15 protein-coding genes are annotated in these 19,949 nt (G+C 62.2%); 8 read left to right on the top strand and 7 right to left on the bottom strand.

The window, feature by feature from the left end; all coding sequences use genetic code 11:
- Positions 1–2: 2 nt before the first annotated feature.
- Positions 3–1,169, bottom strand: a complete 1,167-nt coding sequence (locus V1277_RS08770; RefSeq protein WP_213289073.1) for an acyl-CoA dehydrogenase family protein — start codon at positions 1,167–1,169, stop codon at positions 3–5.
- A gap of 128 nt (positions 1,170–1,297) precedes the next feature.
- Here V1277_RS08770 and V1277_RS08765 point away from each other — a divergent pair, with 128 nt between their 5' ends.
- From V1277_RS08765 to V1277_RS08745, 5 genes are all read left to right on the top strand, one after another.
- Complete coding sequence (locus V1277_RS08765; RefSeq protein ID WP_334415834.1) at positions 1,298–2,221, top strand: LysR family transcriptional regulator; 924 nt, start codon at positions 1,298–1,300, stop codon at positions 2,219–2,221.
- Positions 2,222–2,848: 627 nt separating this feature from the next.
- Positions 2,849–3,022: a hypothetical protein gene (locus V1277_RS08760; protein ID WP_334415833.1), complete on the top strand. Its 174-nt coding sequence runs from the start codon at positions 2,849–2,851 to the stop codon at positions 3,020–3,022.
- Entirely contained in the window at positions 3,019–4,062 is a 1,044-nt protein-coding gene (locus tag V1277_RS08755; RefSeq protein ID WP_334415832.1) for a patatin-like phospholipase family protein, read from the top strand. The genes V1277_RS08760 and V1277_RS08755 overlap by 4 nt, the downstream gene beginning before the upstream one ends.
- Before the next feature lie 13 nt (positions 4,063–4,075).
- On the top strand, positions 4,076–5,530 hold the full coding sequence (locus V1277_RS08750) for a GntP family permease (RefSeq protein ID WP_334420316.1): 1,455 nt from the start codon (positions 4,076–4,078) through the stop codon (positions 5,528–5,530).
- Between the two features lie 364 nt (positions 5,531–5,894).
- The gene (locus tag V1277_RS08745) at positions 5,895–7,115 is read left to right on the top strand and encodes an ABC transporter substrate-binding protein (protein ID WP_334415831.1); all 1,221 of its coding nucleotides are present in this window, start codon (positions 5,895–5,897) and stop codon (positions 7,113–7,115) included.
- A gap of 44 nt (positions 7,116–7,159) precedes the next feature.
- Here the strand turns inward: V1277_RS08745 and V1277_RS08740 are convergent, their stop codons facing one another.
- A complete protein-coding gene (locus V1277_RS08740; RefSeq protein ID WP_334415830.1) occupies positions 7,160–7,876 on the bottom strand; it encodes a dihydrofolate reductase family protein in 717 nt (238 codons plus the stop codon).
- Between the two features lie 366 nt (positions 7,877–8,242).
- Here V1277_RS08740 and V1277_RS08735 point away from each other — a divergent pair, with 366 nt between their 5' ends.
- A complete protein-coding gene (locus tag V1277_RS08735; RefSeq protein WP_334415829.1) occupies positions 8,243–8,977 on the top strand; it encodes a hemerythrin domain-containing protein in 735 nt (244 codons plus the stop codon).
- 106 nt (positions 8,978–9,083) lie between these two features.
- On the opposite strand, the gene V1277_RS08730 is transcribed toward V1277_RS08735, so the two are convergent.
- Positions 9,084–9,872, bottom strand: coding sequence for an SRPBCC family protein (locus tag V1277_RS08730; RefSeq protein WP_334415828.1), 789 nt, complete (start codon positions 9,870–9,872; stop codon positions 9,084–9,086).
- Between the two features lie 11 nt (positions 9,873–9,883).
- Positions 9,884–10,471 carry a helix-turn-helix domain-containing protein gene (locus tag V1277_RS08725; RefSeq protein ID WP_334415827.1) on the bottom strand — a complete coding sequence of 196 codons (588 nt, stop codon included), beginning with the start codon at positions 10,469–10,471 and terminating at the stop codon, positions 9,884–9,886.
- Positions 10,472–10,842: 371 nt separating this feature from the next.
- Between V1277_RS08725 and V1277_RS08720 the strand changes: the two genes are divergently transcribed.
- On the top strand, positions 10,843–13,947 hold the full coding sequence (locus tag V1277_RS08720; protein WP_334415826.1) for an autotransporter outer membrane beta-barrel domain-containing protein: 3,105 nt from the start codon (positions 10,843–10,845) through the stop codon (positions 13,945–13,947).
- Between the two features lie 123 nt (positions 13,948–14,070).
- Here the strand turns inward: V1277_RS08720 and V1277_RS08715 are convergent, their stop codons facing one another.
- From V1277_RS08715 to V1277_RS08705, 3 genes are all read right to left on the bottom strand, one after another.
- Entirely contained in the window at positions 14,071–15,537 is a 1,467-nt protein-coding gene (locus V1277_RS08715) for an FAD-dependent monooxygenase (protein WP_334415825.1), read from the bottom strand.
- Positions 15,538–15,852: 315 nt separating this feature from the next.
- Positions 15,853–17,127: a cytochrome P450 gene (locus tag V1277_RS08710; protein WP_334415824.1), complete on the bottom strand. Its 1,275-nt coding sequence runs from the start codon at positions 17,125–17,127 to the stop codon at positions 15,853–15,855.
- Positions 17,128–17,159: 32 nt separating this feature from the next.
- Positions 17,160–18,431, bottom strand: a complete 1,272-nt coding sequence (locus V1277_RS08705; RefSeq protein WP_334415823.1) for a cytochrome P450 — start codon at positions 18,429–18,431, stop codon at positions 17,160–17,162.
- A 223-nt stretch (positions 18,432–18,654) separates the two neighbouring features.
- On the opposite strand from V1277_RS08705, the gene V1277_RS08700 reads away from it, so the two are divergent.
- Positions 18,655–19,827: an isovaleryl-CoA dehydrogenase gene (locus V1277_RS08700; RefSeq protein WP_334415822.1), complete on the top strand. Its 1,173-nt coding sequence runs from the start codon at positions 18,655–18,657 to the stop codon at positions 19,825–19,827.
- Positions 19,828–19,949 lie beyond the last annotated feature (122 nt).

Raw genomic sequence — 19,949 nt, 5'->3', positions numbered from 1 at the left:
TCTCAGTAGGAGCGGGGCATGCCGAGCACGTGCTCGGCGACGTAGGACAGGATCAGATTGGTCGAGATCGGCGCGACTTGATAGAGCCGCGTTTCGCGGAACTTGCGCTCGACGTCGTATTCTTCCGCAAAGCCGAACCCGCCATGGGTCTGCACGCAGGCGTTCGCTGCTTCCCACGACGCATCCGCCGCCAGCATCTTGGCCATGTTGGCCTCGGCGCCGCAGTCGAGCCCGGCTTCATATTTGCGGGTGGCTTCCTTCACCATCAATTCAGCCGCGCGCATCGCGGCGTAGGCTTTTGCAATCGGAAACTGAATGCCCTGGTTCTGCCCGATCGGACGGCCGAACACGGCGCGCTCCTTGGCATAGGCAGTGGCTTTTGCAATGAACCATTTGGCGTCGCCGATGCATTCGGCGGCGATCAAAATGCGCTCGGCGTTCATGCCGGAGAGGATGTAGCGAAAACCCTTGCCCTCGTCGCCGATCAGGTTTTCGGCCGGCACCCGCATATCCGTGAAGAACACCTCCGTCGTGGCGTGGTTCATCATGGTGCGGATCGGGCGGATCTCCAGCCCCTTGCCCTTGACCTCGCGCATGTCGACGATGAACACCGAAAGCCCGTCGGTGCGCTTCTTCGCCTGCTCCTTCGGCGTGGTGCGCGCAAGCAGGATCATCAGGTCGGAATGTTCGGCGCGGCTGGTCCAGATCTTCTGGCCGTTGACCACGTAGTGGTCGCCGTCGCGCTTAGCTACGGTCTTCAGCGAGGAGGTGTCGGTGCCGCTGGTCGGCTCGGTGACGCCGAACGCCTGCAGCCGCAATTTGCCGCTGGCGATCCCGGGCAGGTATTTCGCCTTCTGCGCGTCGTTGCCGTGCCGCAGCACGGTTCCCATCGTGTACATCTGGGCGTGGCAGCCGCCGCCGTTGCAGCCGGCGCGCTGGATCTCTTCCAGGATCGCGGCCGCGGCCGAGAGTTTCAGCCCCGAGCCGCCATACTCCTCGGGGATCAGCACCGAGAGATAGCCGGCCTCGGTCAGCGCATCGACGAACTCCTTCGGATACGCCATCTGGCGATCCAGCTTGCGCCAATATTCGCCGGGGAACTGGGCGCAGAGCTTTGCGACGGCGTCGCGGATATCGTGGAATTCGTCTTGTTGTTCTTGTGCGGTCATTGGGTTTTCTGGCGATGGATGCGGGTTGATGTCAATTGCCTTGGGATGCGGAACGTTGTGAAACGACGGCTAGGCACCTATGCTGAATCGTTATAGCCTATGAACCTGCCTTCGAAGATTGGCAAGCAATGGATATCCGGCAGCTCAGAACGTTCAGTTGCGTGGCGGAGCTCGGCAGCCTCAGCAAGGCCTCCGATACGCTGCGGGTCGCCCAGCCGGCGCTGAGCCGCCAGATCAAGCTGCTCGAGCATGAATTGCGGGCCGAGCTGTTCACGCGGAACGGCCGCGGCATGGTGCTGACGGACGCCGGCCGGCTGCTGCTGGCGCGCACCGCCGGGATCGTCCGGCAGATCGACCAGGTGCGCGACGAGATCCAGTCCGCCGGCGGCCCGCCGTCGGGCCGCGTGGTGCTCGGGCTGGTGCCGACCGTGAGCTGCGTGATTTCGGCGCGGCTCGCGCGGCGCACCGTCGACAAATATCCCGGCATCTCGCTCTGCATCGTCGAAAGCTACAGCGGCCATCTGACGGAATGGCTGCACCGCGGCGAGATGGACCTGGCGCTGATCTACGGGCCGTCGAGCGACCTGCATCTTTCCGCGCAAAGCCTCGGCCGCGATCCCATCGTCGCCGTCGGGCCGCGCGGCAGCGGATTGTCCGAGAAGAAGCAGGTCGATATCGGCTGGCTGCTGAAGCAGCGCCTCGTGCTGCCCAGTCATTCGCATGGGCTCCGCGCGCTGATCGAGCAGGCGGCGGCGAAGAAGAAGCTGAAGCTCGAGGTCAAACTGGAAGCCGATTCCTTCCGCGTGCTGACCAGCCTTGTCGAGGAAGGGCTGGGGTACACGCTGCTGCCGCCGTCCTCGGTGCGCCAGGAAGTAGCCGGCGGCCGGCTGGAAACCGCGGCGATATCAAAACCGTCGCCGATGCGCGAACTGACGCTTGCCTCTCCCATCGATCATCCCGGCTCGACTGCGATTGCGCTAGTCACCGAATTGCTCCGCGACGAACTGATCGCCTGCCGCGAAGAGGGCCGCTGGGACATCAAGCTCGCCTGAGCCGATGTAAGGGCCTTAAGCGCTGGCTTAGAACAAAACGGCCGGGTGCGGCATTCTCATCTGGCTACTTCTGTCATGCCGCAATTGTATAGGGCGGGCCAGCCTGCTGGCACTAACCGGACATTCCCCGAACGGGATGCGCGAGCGGCCGACAGTCGGTCCGGACTGAAATGTGCAAAAGTGTACCAATCAGCAGTAAAACTACGGGACCGACAATCAGCGAAGTTTTAAACGATAATTAGCTGGTCGCTGCTACCTTGAGCCCATGAAGACAATCGTCGCCGCATCAGTTTGTTGCATTGTTTTCTCGTTGGCAGACCGCGTTCTCTTCGGTGGTCGGCTCGTCGAAGCTTTGCCTCTGTTTGTGAAAGCTGTCGCGAAGGGCTTTTTCGGCTGATACATCGCAACCACACACGTCAGTCCGTTGCCTCCACGATGTTGGACGACTGCGAGGCATAGTAGGCCGCCGCCTGCTCGGTCGCGAAGGCAGTCAATGGCAAGGGCTGGATCGGCGCACACTCGCACCCTTTGGCAGAAAATCGCTATTGTGGCCGGTACCCCACCTTCGCTATCTTAGCGTGTTTTTCGCAGACTAAAGTCGGATCGGTTTTCGCATTGGAGACCGCCGTGACAAGTAGTTCTGATTTTCTGCAAAGTCTTCGAGCTGGAACTGGTGTGGCGCCACTGCGCGCAATCATCGCCGGAATCGCCGAGCTCATCGACGCCTTACAAATCAACGCGCGGGATCCGTTCTTCTTCCGGGCGTTGTCTGGCGTGCTCTACACCTGGAGAGCCGCGTGACACCAGAGACGACAAATGAGACGGCGCGGGAGCCGGTCCAGATCGACCTCGCGTTGCAGGGCGGCGGTTCGCACGGCGCGTTCACCTGGGGCGTCCTCGACCGCCTGCTGGAGGAGCCGTGGCTGAAAATCGAGGGGATCTCCGGCACCTCGGCCGGTGCCATGAATGCCGCCGTGCTGGCTTGTGGATGGACAAATGGCGGCGCCACCAGCGCAAGGGAAGCGCTTGACGCCTATTGGGAGCGCGTGTCGCGCGCGGCGGCGTTCAGTCCATTGCAACGCTCGCCACTGGATCGTCTCATGGGCCGCTGGACCCTTGACACCTCACCCGCCTACATCGCGTTCGATCTGATGTCGCGGATGCTCTCTCCCTATGATCTGAACCCGCTCGGCCTCAATCCGCTACGCGCCATCCTTGCAGAAAGCATCGACTTCGATCGTCTGAAGCAAGCTCCCATGAAGCTGTTCGTTACCGCAACGAGTGTGCGCACCGGCCGCGGCCGGATCTTCCGCAATGGCGAAATCACCCCCGACGTGTTGCTCGCCTCGGCCTGCCTGCCAACGATGTTTCAGGCGATCGAGATCGATGGCGAGCTTTACTGGGATGGGGGCTATGTCGGCAATCCCACCATCACGCCGCTGGTTCGAGAGACCGACGGACAAGACACGATCCTGGTGCAAATTAATCCGCGCGAGCGGACCGACCAGTTGCGCTCCGCAGCCGAGATACTTAATCGCCTCAACGAAATTTCCTTCAATTCACCGCTCATGAAGGAGCTGCGCATGATTGCGCTGCTGCGCCAGGTTGCCGATGCCGGCAGTGGCGAAGGCGCGCGTTGGGCCCGGATGCGGACGCACCGCATCAAGAGCGATCGGCTCGCGGAGTATGGCGCCTCATCGAAGCTGAACGCAGAGAAGAGGTTCATCGCGCTGCTCAAGGAGGAGGGACGCCGCTGCGCCGACGAGTTCCTTTCACGGCATGGCGATGATCTTGGCCAGCGTTCCACCGCCGACCTGGATGTGCTGTTGGCGGAGTGCTGAGCCGATGACGCTGATCGGACTTGTCGGCATTCTTTGCGGGCTCGCTGTTTTGATCGCATTCGCGTTCCGCGGCTGGAGCGTGCTGCTGCTGGCGCCAATCGCCGCACTTGTTGCCGCCCTGTTTTCCCGCGAGCCCCTTCTTGCGCACTGGACCCTGACCTTCATGGGCAGCGCTGCTGAATTTCTCGCGCGCTTCTTCCCATTGTTTCTGCTTGGCGCGGTGTTTGGCAAGCTGATGGAAGACAGCGGTTCCGTTACATCAATTGCGACCTTCGTCACGCAGCGCCTGGGACCGCAGCGGGCGATGCTGGCCGTCGTGCTCGCCGGCGCGCTCGTCACCTATGGGGGCGTCAGCCTGTTCGTCGCTTTTTTCGTCCTGGCGCCCATGGCGCAAGAGCTGTTTCGCACCGCAAATATTCCGCGGCGACTGATGCCTGCGGCCATCGTGCTGGGCACCTCGACCTTCACCATGTCGGCGCTGCCCGGCACGCCGTCGATCCAGAATGCGATCCCGATGCCGTTCTTCGGCACGACGCCGTTTGCCGCACCAGGGCTCGGCATCCTGGCGTCGCTGATCATGCTTGGCTTCGGCCTGTGGTGGCTCGGTCGGGAGGAGAGGGCGGCAAAGAGGACCGGCGAAGGCTTTGGCGGCGGCGCACCGCCGTCGGCTGAGCGTCTTGCAAGCGACGAGAAACTGCGGGAGCGGGCCGCCACGGCGCGCGAGTTCGATCCGGCGGAAATCTTGCATGGCAAGCAAACCGACATACCACCGCCAATCACACTTGCCGCCTTGCCGCTTGTCGTGGTTGTCGCGGTCAACTTTGCGATGTCGCTGTTCATCCTCCCCGCACTCGACACGCGCTATTTGGCGGAGCCTCGGTTCGGCGGCGCCTCGCTAGCCGACCTGGGCGGCGTATGGGCTGTTATCACCGCCCTCACTTGCGCCATCGTCACAGTGATCGCAGTTACGCACCGACGCGTGCCGGATCTGCGCGCAACCATCGACGCGGGTGCCAATGCCGCCGTGCTGCCGGTGATGAGCGTTGCGAGCCTGGTCGGATTCGGAGCGGTGGTGGCGGCAATGCCTGCGTTCTCAGTGGTACGCGATGCGGTTCTCGGTATCGGCGGCGGCCCCTTGGTGTCGCTGGCGGTGGCCACCAACCTGCTTGCCGCTCTGACCGGGTCGGCATCCGGCGGGCTGACGATCGCACTGGACGCGCTTGGCGCGACCTACCTGGAACGCGCGACTTCGATCGGGCTCGATCCAGGTCTCTTGCATCGCGTGGCCGTGATCGGATCGGGCACCCTCGATAGTTTGCCGCATAATGGCGCAGTGGTTACGCTGCTCGCGGTCTGCGGCTCGACACACCGCGAGAGCTATCGTGACATCGTCATTGTCGGAATCGTTGGCGCCGTGATTGCGCTTGTTGCGGTGATCGCAGTCGGTTCAATGGTGGGATCGTTCTGAGCGAGCTTGAATGTGCCGGCGGCCAAAAATTGGAAGCGCCCGATGCGCAAATTTAGCAAATGAGACGTGCTGATCTTCGTCGTATGCCTCCTGAGAGGGAACCGCGCTCACTGGACCAGGAATGGCCTATATGATTCAACTCAAACAACGGATTTTGCCGAGCAGTCCGCCCAGCGCCGCTGTTCCTGTCATCGCTTTGTTCGCAGGCAAGTGATTGAAATGACCGCTTATGGCAATTGCGACCCTCGCGGAGCCTCATAAGATGTCCGAGCAGCCGGTCCCTCACCGGGAGCTGGCTGGTAGATCAAGCTATTAATTCAGCAGACTCGAAATCTGACGCCCTGTCTCAGGTGGAGTTCCTGCCATGAACACGTTCCTCCGGACTCTGCTGGCGATTGTTGTAGCCGTTGCCTCGCTGGGCGCAATTTCCGAACGCCTGCGCCCGGAGGGGGTGACCGATGACGAAATCCGCATCGGCAATCTCATGCCCTATAGCGGGAGCCTCGAGATCTTCGGGGCGATAGGCAGGGCGGAAGCGGCCTATTTCGAGATGCTCAACCAGCGCGGTGGCATCAACGGACGCAAGGTGCGCTTCATCTCCTACGACGATAAATCCGATCCTGCTTCCGCCCTTAGCCTCACGCGCAATCTCGTCGAAGAGGACAAGGTGCTTTTGATGTTCGGCTCGTTCGGAACGCCGGGCAATTTTGCGGTCCGCAAATATCTCAACGAACGGCAAATTCCCCAACTGTTCGTTGCTTCCGGTGACGATCATCTCAGCGATCCTTCGCTGTTTCCATGGACCATGGGCTGGCAGCCCTCGTTCCGGGAGGAGGGACGCATCTATGCCAACTACATTCAGGCGTTCTATCCGGGCAAGCGGATCGTCGTTCTCTGGCAGAACGATCATTTCGGCCGGGAGGTTATCAAGGGTATGGAGGACGGCCTCGGTCCCGTCGCGCGGATGATCAGGGTCGGTATCGCCTATGATCTCAGGGATGAACTTCTGGATACGCATGTATCGATCCTGAAGCGATCGGGCGCCGAAATTCTCGTGTTCGCAGGGGTGCCCGAAAACGCCGCGAAAGTCATCCGCCTGGCGGCGAGCCTCGATTGGCGTCCGGTGTTCATCATGAATCAGATGGCCTCCTCAATCGGGACCGGGCTGAAACCCGCAGGTCTCGAGAACGCGGTGGGCGTGACGACCGCTGCCTATCTGAAGGACGCCAACGACCCGGCCTGGAAGGACGAACAGTCTGGCGCCGACTGGCAGTCGTTCCTGGAAAACTATCGTCGCGCCGGCGGCCAGGACGAAAGCGCCGCCATGTTCGGCTACGCAGCCGCCGAGACTCTGGCGCAGGTGCTCAGGCAGTGCGGCGATGATCTGTCGCGCGAGAACGTCATGAAACAGGCCGCGGCGCTGAAGAATTATCAGGGCTCCGTTCTGCTGCCCGGCATCAAGATCAGCACCGGCCCCTGGAATTTCCGGCCGATCAAGCACATGCGGCTCGTTCAGTTCGACGGCCGCACGTGGCAGCCGATCGGTGACGTCCTCGAAACTGCGTTTGCCAGCACGGACAATTAGCAAGCGCTCACAATCCTCGGCGCCTCTCTCGAGTCAGAAATGGTTCAACTGGGTGCGCGCTCTACGGCGTGACGCAGCCAGACCATTCCGCCTTCAAGCTTTTCGCAGTGTGTCAGCCGGAGCGACTGCCCGGCACCAGGCCGGTCACCCTCTGGGCCGTGATAGTCGATAATGCCCTGTGTTCCGGCGACGCCGTCGACGGCGGGAAAAATCAATGTGCTGAATTCGTCGATCAGCTTGTGCTTGAGGAACGCGCCATTGATGCTGCCGCCGCCTTCAAGAAGCAGCTTCTTCACGCCGAAGATCGAGCCGATGCGCTCCATTGCGCCGGCCAGATCATTGCCCTTCGGGCCGGAAAATACATAAGACACGCCGTCCATGCGCAGTTCTGCAAGATGGCTGTCAGAGACCTGCTCGCCGAGAACGGCCACGGCGTGATCGCCGCCCACATTATCTTTGCCGTAATGTACGCACCCCAATGGATCGATACCGATAGCGAGCTTTCGGCCATTGCGATTGCCGAGATAGGCCTCCCGCGCAACCCTCGGCGCGTTGGCGATGGCCCGTTCGGATCCTTTAGCCATTTCGCTCATGGTTTTGCGGCCAACGATCCATCCATCGGCCTCAAAGCTCTCGTGAACCTTTTCATAGTGTCCGCGCAGGACAGTGGACGAGATGCCCGCTGCGGCCGATGTAAAGCGGCTGGGATGAAGGCGGCCGTCGATGGACGTGCCCATGTGGCAGATAATGAAGGGTCGCATGAACAGGTACTCGCAAGGTTGTCTAATCGCGCGTTAGATGTGAGATACTCCTTCGAATATGTGTCGCCAAGCCGGCTCTCTTAACTTGGTGAAAGACGCTCGATGCGCAGGCGGAACTTGCCTCGCTTGAGCAGCGGCTGCGGACCGTCATCGAGACGGCCGAGCCGGACGCCAGCGGCCCTGAGCGAGTTGCGCGAAGCCAGCCGGCACGATCCGGATCACCGCGACGGAATACGTAGCGCAGCTTCGTAGTTGGAACGCGAGGTGCCGCCAGCCGTTAACGCGCAAGCTCCCGGACGGTCCGTGTCGGCGGCGGCCGACAGAAGGTCTGCCGGTCACCAGCGGCTGTTTGCCAAGGAGGCCGTCATGCAAACCATCATGCCAAGGAAGCGTGACTTGCTTCTGTATGGAAGCGCCGTGGCCGCGGCACTGGCGGCTCCTGCCGTGCTCACGGGACGGGCTTTGGCGGAAGAGAAGGGCGTCGGCGAGAAGCTGAAGAAGATCGTAACAGGCAAGAAAGAAGCGGAGGTCACGCCTCCCGAGGATTTGATGCGGGAGCATGGGGTGCTGGATCGGGTGCTTCTGCTGTACGAAGCCGGGATCCGGAAGTTCTCTTCAAACGAGGATTTCGATCCGGCCCTGATCACCCAATCGGCCGAGATCATCCGGGACTTCATCAATAACTATCATGAGAAGTCCGAAGAGGAGTATGTTTTCCCGCGCTTCAGGGAAGCCGGGAAGCTGGTCAACCTGGTCGATTCCTTGCTGCGCCAGCACGAGGCCGGCCGGCGCGTCACCCAGACGATCATCAGACTGGCGCCGTCCAGCCGCGCCAATGCCGACGACCGCAAGCAGCTCATTGCATCGATACAGTCCTTCATCACAATGTATCGCCCGCATGCCGCACGCGAGGATACTGATCTCTTCCCGAAGCTGAAATACGTGGTCTCCTCGAACGAGTACGACGCGATGGCCGAGGCGTTCGAGAAGAAGGAGCACGAACTGTTCGGAGCGGACGGTTTCGAGAAGACGGCGGCCCGGGTTGCTCAACTGGAACAACAGATGGGCATCCACGATCTCAACCAGTTCACGCCGCGATGAGTTGGAAGGAAGCACGCGCCGATCTCACGATGCTGCTGGGCTCGACCTACCTCCTCATCGTGGGTGCAGGGCGACGGCTGTCGAGCGCCGGAATGACCGTCAGTCGCTACGTCTGTGGTGGAAATTGACGGTCAAGCCAGCGCCGCCAATCGGCCTCGACGTGATTGGCCACGGCGCGGCCTGCGTCGCCATAGAAGTAGAGACGGACCGTCAGCAAGGTGGCCGCTCCCATCGGCATGGCGAAGAGATGCGCGAGGGCGGGTGCCGGGTGATCTAGCAGCAATTGCACCAGCGGCCATTGCGGAGGACCGACGGCTTCCACGATACCGCGCAGCTCCGGCGTCCCGGCCGGTGTCGCAAAGCGTGCACCGGCGCTTGCGTCGGCCAGGCCGAGCGGACCGACCAGTCGGCCCCAGGCGTCGTTGTCGTTCGACATCGCGGAAAGCGCCACGATTGTCGACGCCTGGCCGCGAAACTTCTCCAAATAGCGCCGCAGGTTCCGGAAGAAGGCGATCCAGCCATAGGTGTGTCCTTCGAACTGGCCATCCCAATCGTCACTATCTGCGAACCAGCTATGCACGACCCGGACCACACAGGTGCCGCCGTCCTTGGCTTCGACGGTCCACTCGGTGGCCACCATGAGCGGTCCTCCCTCCGATTCGGCGACGAAACGTCGTGCCGGCTCCCAAGCGGTGATCTTGGCCTCGGAATCCATTCCCGGGCCAAAGCTCGATTTGGTATTGCCGCCGACTTTCTCGTCCAACGTCGTCGGCACAAACCACGAGGAGATGCCGGGACCTGTCGCGATCGCCTGCCACACCTCTTCGGGTGTGCCGGGGACCTCAACCTTGGCTTCGACGCTGCGACGGCCAGACGGTTCCTTCTTTACGGGCATGGTCTGTCCTTTCAGTGAGACGTTTGAGGCAAGGGATGAGACACGATCACCAATCGATGGTTACGGCCGCCCAAAGCGCTGGCATCGTGGTAGCGGCCGACGAGTTCGGTGATGGCTTGTGTCAGCTCGCGCGTGAACGCGGCGCGGGCGGCGGGGGAGGCGAAGCGTATTTCTGTATCGATCGACAGGGTCGCAAGCTGCTTGTCGGCTTTCCGTGCACGTTTCCAGAGATCGCCGACCTCGCGAACGATCCGGGCGCCGAGTGCGATCAGATAGCTGGCAGCGAGCTGATCCTTGCTGCGCTTCGGATCGGCCGCGACCGCGCCTAACGCCTCCGGCGAAACAACGAACGACTTGGCCGACAACACCAGCAGCCGCTCGGTCAATCCGCCCCACTGCCGTTCATCCGCGACCTCGACCAACCTGCAGGCTTCGAGTGCGCGCAAATGATAGTTCACCTTCTGACGAGGCAGTCCCAGGCGCGTTGCCAGGATCGCCGCCGACGCGGGCTCTGCGAGTTCGGCCAGCAACGCGCTTCGGATAGGGTCAAGCGCGGCAACCGCAACCGCCGGATCGCTGATCACTTCGATATCGATCATGGCGGGTAGCGTACATTGACAAATTTTTTTGTCAAGGAGCCGCGGCAGTTGCGTTCGGCCGCAGTTCTATCCGACACGACGGTGAACTCTCACCCGAATGGAGTTGTCGAACCCGCGCAGGCGAGATGGCGATGCTCTTCCTCATCACGCACTATCAGTGGTGAAAATGGCGCGATCCATCGTGTTCGTTTCGCCACACTCTTCCGAAAATCGATCGTGAATCGGCTGTGACTCCTGGATTGGGTCAGGGTCGAGATGGCTATCGATTTTGGATTGGGCAATTGTCGATCGCGAATGGCGTGAAGCGCCGTCACAACGACAGGTTGAGGTCGGCGGTGCCTTTTGGTCAAAGTCGGTTGAGAGGCTTGCAGATGATCAGGTTGGCGGCAGTCATCCTGGTGGCGCTGATCGTGATGGTGTCCGCGGCCAATGCGAACTGTACGCCAGCCGCGGCCAATAACGTGACGGCAACCTGCACCGGCACGACGACCAATCAGGGCGGCGGTGCGCCCGGCACCAGCGCCGGCACCAGCGGCTACGGCGCTGGACTCGAGACCGGCGTCACCGTCAACGTCGAGAGCGGCGCCACCACCACGCTCACCGGCAGCATCTATGGCATCAGTCTTGGCGACGCGACGGTGACCAACAACACCGAGGCCAGCATCACCGCCGTCCAGATCGGGATTCTCGCCAGCAGCGGCTTTAGCAATGTCACCAATTCCGGCCATATTATCGGCGCCTCCACCAGCGGAATTTACGTGCAGACCAATGCGACGGTGACCAACAATATCGGCGCCACCATCAGCGGCGGTCTGTACGGAATTTATGCCAGCAATGGCCTCGCCAATGTCACCAATTCCGGCGTCATCACCGGCACCGCCAACTATGGCATTTTCGCCAACACCAATGCGACCGTGACAAACAGCGCTGGCGCCAGCATCACGAGCGGCCAGGACGGCATTTTCGCCTCCACAGGCTCTGCCAATGTCATCAATTCAGGCACGATCAGCGGCGCCTCTCGCTATGGCATCGCTGGAGCCAGTGCGATGGTGACCAACAATGCTGCTGGCAGCATTACGGGTGGCCAGTACGGGATTTTTGCCAGCAGCGGCTTCGCCAATGTCACCAATTCCGGCAGGATCAGCGGCGCCTCCACCATCGGCATTTTTGCGATCACCGATGCGAGCGTGATCAACAACGCGGGTGCCACCATCATCGGCGATTTCTATGGAGTTTACGCCAGCACTGGCTTTGCCAATGTCAGCAATTCCGGCAACATCATCGGCACCACCTTCTATGGCATCGCCGGCACCAACGCGACGGTGATCAACAACGCCGGCGCCACCATCGGAGGCAGCAACGGGATTTACACCAGCGGCGGCTCCGCCAATGTCGTCAATTCCGGCAGCATCACTGCCAGCGGCGACTTCGGCATTTACGCTGGAACCAATGCGACGGTGACCAACAACGCCGGCGCCAGCATCACGAGCGGCACCTACGGAATTTACGCCAACGCCGGCAGCTCTTCGGTCTTCAATGCCGGCACCATCAGCGGCGGCACCGCGGCGATCCGCTTCGCTGGAATCGGCAACACGCTGACGATCGGTGCAGGCTCGATCATTTCAGGCAACGTGCTGGGCACCGGCAGCGATACGTTCCAGCTCGGCGGCACCGACGCGGCAACGTTCGATGCCAGCACGCTCGGCGCCGCCGCCCAGTACCGGGGCTTTGGCACCTTCAACAAGAGCGGCAGTTCGGTGTGGACACTGACCGGCACCAGCACCTTCGCAGGTGATGTCAACGTCAACGCCGGCACGCTGCTCGTCAACGGCTCGCTCGCTTCGGCCAGCGTCGTGCTCGTCGATCCCGGCGCAACGCTGGGCGGCAGCGGCATCCTGGCGGCGACGTTTCTCGACAATGGCGCGACACTGGCGCCGGGCACAGCGACCAGCATCGGCACGCTGACGGTGAACAGCCAATTGCTTTTCTGTGCCTGCAGCCTCTACGCGGTCAAGATATCCGGCCTGAGCGCCGACAAGACCCAGGTGAACGGCGATGCGTTTCTCACCGACGCACCGGTCACCGTAACCGTCACGGGTTCGTCGATTGCGAAGCGCTACACCATTCTGACCGCGACCAACGGCCTCACCGATACGTTCGGCGCGGTGACGGGTGCGCCGGTCGGCTTCACGCCCAGTCTTAGCTACGATGCGAACAATGTTTATCTGAACTATCAGTTCATGCCGGTCCTGCCTTCCAACCTCAACCGCAACCAGCAGAACGTTGCCGTCGCCCTCACGGCGGCGGCAAGCAATGTCTTCAATGCTGGCGGTGCCATTCCGGTGGCATTCGGTGCGCCAACCCGTGCAGGGCTGACGCAGATGTCAGGCGAGACCGCGACCGGATCGCAGCAGACCACTTTCGATGCGATGAACCTGTTCATGGGGGTGCTGACCGATCCGTTTATCGCGGGACGCAGCAGCGACGTACCGGGTGCGGTGGCGTTTGCGGGGCAGGGCGATGCGACCAACGCTTTCGCCTCGACCGGCCGCAAGCGCACGGGCTCCGAGCGTGACGCTTTCGGCATGATGACTAAAGCGGTGCCGCGCGCGCCGGCGTTCGAGGCGCGCTGGAATGTGTGGGCGGCCGGCTTCGGCGGTTCGCAGACGACGGACGGCAACGTAGCAACGGGATCGAACACGGCGACCAGCCGAGTCTATGGTGTCGCGGCCGGCGCGGATTACTGGCTGTCGCCACAGACCGTCGCCGGCTTCGCACTCGCTGGTGGCGGCACGAATTTCAGCGTTGCCAACGGCGGCTCGGGGCGTTCCGACCTGTTCCAAGCCGGTGCCTTCGTCCGCCACACCATCGGCTCGGCCTACATCACTGCTGCGCTCGCCTATGGCGGACAGGACATCACCACCGATCGCACCGTCACGATTGCCGGCATCGATCAACTGCACGCAAACTTCAACGCCAACGCGTATTCCGGTCGTGTCGAAGGTGGCAGCAATCGCTACGTGATCCCTTGGACAGGCGGCGTAGCCCTCACGCCCTATGCCGCAGTACAAGTCACTGCGTTCGATCTGCCGGCCTATGCCGAAAGCGTTGTCTCCGGCGCCAACACCTTTGCGTTGAGCTACGGCGCAAAGACCTCCACTGCGACCCGCAGCGAGCTTGGTTTGCGCACCCATAAATCGTTTGTCGTGCCCGATGCGATCCTAACGCTGCGCGGCCGCGCCGCCTGGGCGCATGATTACAACACCGACCGTGCTGCATCGGCGATCTTCCAGTCGCTTCCCGGCGCGAGCTTCGTCGTCAACGGCGCGGCGCAAGCGTACGATGCTGCACTCGCCACCGCATCGGCCGAAATGAAGTTCATCAACGGCGTTTCACTCGCTGCCACCTTCGAGGGCGAGTTCTCCAACGTCACCCGCAGCTACGCCGGCAAGGGCGTCGTACGCTACGCTTGGTAACTTACGAATTTGGCCCTAAGCCGACGTTGCGGGCGAGCCAGACGATGTCAGCTTTCGATTCAGGGCCGGACATGGGCGGGCCAGCCCGGCGATCAGCGAGAGGCCGCGGCAAAACCTATGCAGCTACGCTGCGGCAGGCGGTCCGAACCAGGTCGTTAGCGCCTCAGCGAGCCCGAGCTCGGTTTGCTCCCCAACCCAGGCGACATATCCGTCCGGCCTGATCAACACGGCGGTGGGCGCAGCGACCACGCCGATTGCCGGCAGCTCCCACGCGCCAGCATATTCAGCGCTGATCAGCCGTACCCGATCCGCCCACGGCGTGATGTCGATACCGCGCTCACCGAAGTCGAGCAGCACCGGCCGCGCATCGTGCAGCAGCGTGAACACCCGCAGCGGACCGTTGGCGGTGATCAGGTCGAGGTCGGGCATGCGGCGTCCGAGCAGCGGATGTCCCTCGCCGAGATCGTAGTGGACGTCCAGACCGGACATCATCGCGGCGAACCGTTTGCGCGGCTCGTCCATGCCGAGGAGTTCGGACATGGTGTCCTGCAACGCCTTCACGCGGTCGTCCGGGCGACGCATCAGCGCGACTTGCGCCATCGTGTTGCGCAGCACGCGGGCACCGACCGGGTGGCGCTCGGCGTGATAAGTATCCAGCAGGCTTTCCGGCGACGTCTGCTTGACCACCTGCGCCAGCTTCCATCCCAAATTCACGGCATCCTGCACGCCGATGTTGAGGCCCTGTCCTCCCGCGGGATAGTGCACATGCGCGGCATCGCCGGCCAGCAGCACGCGCCCCTTGCGGTAGGACGCCGCTTGCCGGGTCATATCGGTGAATCGGGAGATTGAGGTCGGACTGTGGATGTCATAGTCGGTCCCGAAGACGGCGATGAGCGCTTCGCTGAGATCGCGCAGTGTGGGTTCGCTGGTGGATCCCACGTGCTGCTCGGTCACCATGACCCGCACTGGCCCGCCATCCTCCAACCTGCTCAGGCCATGGATGCCGAGGGCGTCGTGGCGGATGCCCCATTCCGGCTCCTTGGCAATCTCGACCTCGGCGATCAGGTGGCTGGTCGTCGGATCCCAGCCGGGGAAGTCGATGCCGGCTAATTTACGGATCAGACTGCGTCCGCCGTCGCACCCGACGAGATACTTCGCTCGCAGCGACTGGCCGTCGGACAGCGCGATCTCGACGCCGGTGTCGTCCTGCGCAAAACCTATCACCTCACGTCCGCGATAGATCGGCACCGCCAGCTCGTCGACCCAGCCGGCGAGGATGCGCTCGATATGGTTCTGCCACAGCGCGAGCCCGTAATTGTGCCGGGTGGGGAAGTCGCTGATGTCCAAACGGATCAAGGCGAAGCCTGCGACCTGGGCCACCTGTCCTTGCGAGAGAAACCGGTCGGCGATCCCGCGCTGATCGAGTACCTCGATGGTGCGTGAGTGCAGACCGCCCGCGCGCGAGCCGACGAGCTCCTGGTTAGGGCGCCGCTCGACGATCGCGACGTCGATATCAGCCAACGCCAACTCGCCGGCCAGCATCAGCCCTGTCGGGCCTCCGCCGACGATGACCACTGCATGCTCGGTCATCGCGACGCTCGGTCGTTTCCGCGACTGCGGTCAACCCGGCCCTGCCCGATCGGCACGTCGACAGCAAATGCACTCATTTGGTGACCCCCGTAGGTTGTGGCTTCGGTCGGCGGTTCTACGGGATGACCGGGGTCTTGAAGCAAGCCCCTTGCGCGCTACATATTGAAGTGGGGAAGGTTGGTGTTCTGCTTTCCGGATATTTCCGGAAGACACAGCCGGCAGTGCCTGATCCACGATCATCAGGTTCGAACGTGAAGCCGCCTTTGGGCGGCTTTTTTGCGGCCTGTAGTGATCAGGCGGGGTTGCGCTCGCCGCTCACCCTGGAATACGAACCGGCAACTGCTCGATGCCGCGCACGAAGCTCGAATAGACGCGCTTCGGCCCGCCGACGACCTCGATGCGGTCGAAACGCCTCAGCATTTCTTCCCATACGATCTTGAGCTGCAGCTCGGCAAGCCGCATGCCGACGCAGCGGTGGATGCCGAAACCGAACGACAGATGGGTGCGGGGGCGGGCGCGGTCGATGATGAATTCGTCGGGCCGCTCGATGCCTTCCTCGTCGCGGTTGCCGGAGACGTACCACATCACCACGCGGTCGCCCTTCTTGATCTTCTTGCCGCTGATTTCGGTGTCGACCAAGGCTGTGCGGCGCATATGGGCGAGCGGCGTCTGCCAGCGGATCACTTCCGGCACCATGGAATCGATCAGCGCCGGATTGTCGCGCAGCTTCTGATACTGCTCCGGGTGCTCGTTCAGCGCCAGCACCGAGCCGCTCATGGTGTTGCGGGTGGTGTCGTTGCCGCCGACAATCAAGAGGATGATGTTGCCCATCAGATTATCGGGATCCATGTGCCGCGTCGCGTCGCTGTGCGCCATCATCGACAGCAAGTCGTTCTTCGGCGGCGCGTTGACGCGCTCGTTCCACAGCTTCGAGAAATAGGCGTAGCATTCGTCCATCTCGCGGCGCCGCTGCTCGGGCGATTCCACGACGCCGCTCTTGGGCAGCGCGGTCGAGACGTCGGACCAGCGCGTCAGCTTGCGCCGCTCCTCCCAGGGGAAATCGAACAGCGTCGCCAGCATCTGCGTCGTCAGTTCGATCGAGACGCGCTCGACGAAATTGAAGGTCTCGTTGCGCGGCAAATTGTCCAGCACCTTTTGCGAGCGCTCGCGGATCAATTTCGCCAGCTCGTCCAGATGCGTCGGCGTGAACATCGGCGACACCGTCTTGCGCTGCGCCGAGTGCCTGGGCTGGTCCATCGCGATGAAGCTCGGGTAGTCGTAGCCTGGCGGCACGTCACGGATCGAGATGCCGCCGAGCGTGGAGTCGGAGGAGAAGATGCCGTGATTGGTGTCGACATGCATGATGTCGTTGTACTTGGTCACCGACCAATAGGGCTCGATCGGCGAATTCTCGCAGTAGTGCACCGGCTCTTCCTTGCGCAGCCGCTCGAACCACGGCCACAACGTGTCGTTCTGGAAAAGCTTTGGCGCACCGGGATGAAAATCCTTCAGCGGCGTCGAATAGGCCTCCTCGCGCGCGGCGCGCAGCAGCTCCTGTCTGTCGGCTCTGATGGCAGTTTGAACGTTCATGATTCGATCATCCCGGATGAGCGTGAGCGCGGCTAGGCGGCGATGCGGACCGGCAGGGTCTCGTAGCCGTTGACGAAACTCGAATATACCCGCTTCGGTTCACCGATCACTTCAATATTATCGTACCGCTTGAGGATTTCTTCCCAGATAATCTTCAGTTGCAATTCCGCCAGCCTGATCCCGACGCAACGGTGGATACCGAAACCAAAGGAAAGGTGGGTACGGGGGCGGGCGCGGTCGATGATGAACTCGTAGGGACGCTCGATCACCTCCTCGTCGCGGTTGCCCGAGACGTACCACATCACGACCTTGTCGCCCTTCCTGATCTGACGCCCGCGGAACTCGATGTCTTCGAGCGCGGTGCGGCGCATATGCGCCAGCGGCGTCTGCCAGCGGATCACTTCGGGGACGAAACTGTCGATCATATCAGGGTTGTCGCGGAGCTTCCGATACTGATCCGGATTCTTGTTCAGCGCATAGACGCTGCCGGACAGCGTGTTGCGGGTGGTGTCGTTGCCGCCGACGATCAGCAGGATCAGATTGCCGAGGAAATTCTTCGGGTCCATGTCGCGCGTGGCATCGCTATGCGCCATCATCGACAACAGGTCGCTCTTCGGCGGCTGGTTGATGCGCTCCTTCCACAGTCTTGCGAAATAGGTCGCGCATTCCAACAGCTCGGCCTGCCGCTGGTCCTCGGTCTCGACCAGGCCGCCCGGATGGGGAATGGTGGTCGCGATGTCGGACCATCGCGTCAGCTTGCGGCGGTCTTCCCAGGGGAAGTCGAACAGCACGGCGAGCATCTGCGTGGTGAGCTCGATCGAGACCTGATCGACCCAGTCGAACGTTTCGTTCTTCGGAAGGTTGTCGAGGCATTCGGCCGAGCGCTTGCGGATGTTGATCGCGAGCTGGTCGAGATGCGTCGGCGTGAACATCGGCGCCACCGTCTTGCGCTGCGCGCTGTGGCGCGGCTGGTCCATCGCGATGAAACTTTCGCGGCGCAGGTCCGGCGCGACGTCGCGAATGGTGATGCCGCCAAGCGACGACGCCGACGAGAACACCGCGTGATTTGTTTCGACGTCCATGATGTCGTTGTACCTGGTTATCGACCAGTACGGCCCGAACATGCTGTCCCTGCAGTAATGCACCGGGTCTTCCCGGCGCAGCCGGTCGAAATACGGCCAGAATGAATCGTTCTGGAACAGCTCGGGATTGCCGACATCGAAATCGGCCAGCGGCATCGACTGTGCCGTGTCGCGCGCGGCGCGCAGATGAGAATCTCCGGCGAGATCGATGGTTCCGTGCATGAGCCGCTCTCCCTGATTCCCCGTGCGAAGCGTGCCGAACGGGCGATGTTTTACCCTATTACATCCCGAGCCGTGCCCCGGCGCAAGGGCGAGTTGGGCGCATTTGGCCGCAGCGCAATGCCGGTTCGATCTTGGGCGGCGCGCGCGTATTTCGCCGCGTGACAAGTGTAGGCCCGGGTACTAAGTCTGTTTGAAACAACGTTTAATTCGCCGGGAGGCGGCCATGATTCCCAACGCCCATCGGATGTTCAACTTCGATCTTGGCGAGACTGCGGACGCAATTCGCGAGACCGTGCATGCATTTTCGCAGAACGAGATCGCCCCGCGCGCCGCCGAGATCGACCGCAGCAATCAGTTCCCGCGCGACCTCTGGCCCAGGATCGGCACGCTCGGGCTGCACGGTATCACGGTGGAAGAGGAATATGGCGGCGCGGGTCTCGGTTATCTCGAGCATTGCATCGCGCTGGAAGAGATGTCGCGAGCGTCAGCTTCCGTCGGCCTGTCCTATGGCGCCCATTCCAACCTCTGCGTCAACCAGATCCGCCGCAACGGCAGTGATGCACAGAAGCGGAAATACCTGCCGAAACTGATCTCGGGCGAGCATGTCGGCTCGCTCGCGATGTCCGAACCGGGTGCCGGCAGCGACGTGGTCTCGATGAAGACCCGGGCTGAAAGGAAGGGCGACCGCTTTGTGCTGAACGGCAACAAGATGTGGATCACCAACGGCCCCGAGGCGGACACGCTGGTGGTCTACGCCAAGACCGACGCCAACGCCGGTCCGCGCGGCATCACCGCCTTCCTCATCGAAAAGGGCATGAAGGGATTTTCCACCGCGCAAAAACTCGACAAGCTCGGCATGCGCGGCTCCGACACCTGCGAACTGCTGTTTGAGGATTGCGAAGTCCCGGAGGAGAACGTGCTGAGCGAGGTCGGCCGTGGCGTCAACGTGTTGATGTCTGGCCTCGACTATGAGCGCGCGGTGCTGGCGGCGGGGCCGATCGGCATCATGCAGGCCTGCATGGACGTGGTGCTGCCCTACGTGCACGAGCGCAAGCAGTTCGGCGAGCCGATCGGCAGCTTCCAACTGGTGCAGGGCAAGATCGCCGACATGTACACCACGATGAACGCCTCGCGCGCCTATGTGTATGCGGTGGCCAAGGCCTGCGACCGCGGCGAGACTACGCGGGAGGACGCCGCCGGCGCGATCCTCTACGCCGCGGAGAAGGCGACGCAATGCGCGCTCGACGCCATCCAGCTCCTCGGCGGCAACGGCTACATCAACGACTATCCCACGGGACGGCTGCTGCGCGACGCCAAACTCTACGAGATCGGCGCCGGCACCAGCGAAATCCGCCGCATGCTGATCGGGCGGGAGCTGTTCGAAAAGACGGCTTGAACTTCACACCGAGGCAAAGATGATACAGGCTGTCATATCGTCCTCGAACGTTACATTCCGGCCGTCCTGAAGCCATTCCAACGGCTCCCTCGCATCCAAAGAAACGCCGATTCCGAAAATGG

This window comes from Bradyrhizobium sp. AZCC 1588 (assembly GCF_036924735.1).
Lineage (GTDB): Bacteria > Pseudomonadota > Alphaproteobacteria > Rhizobiales > Xanthobacteraceae > Bradyrhizobium.
The sequence above is the reverse complement of the archived record's forward strand: the minus strand, read 5'-3'. Positions and strand labels throughout refer to the sequence as shown.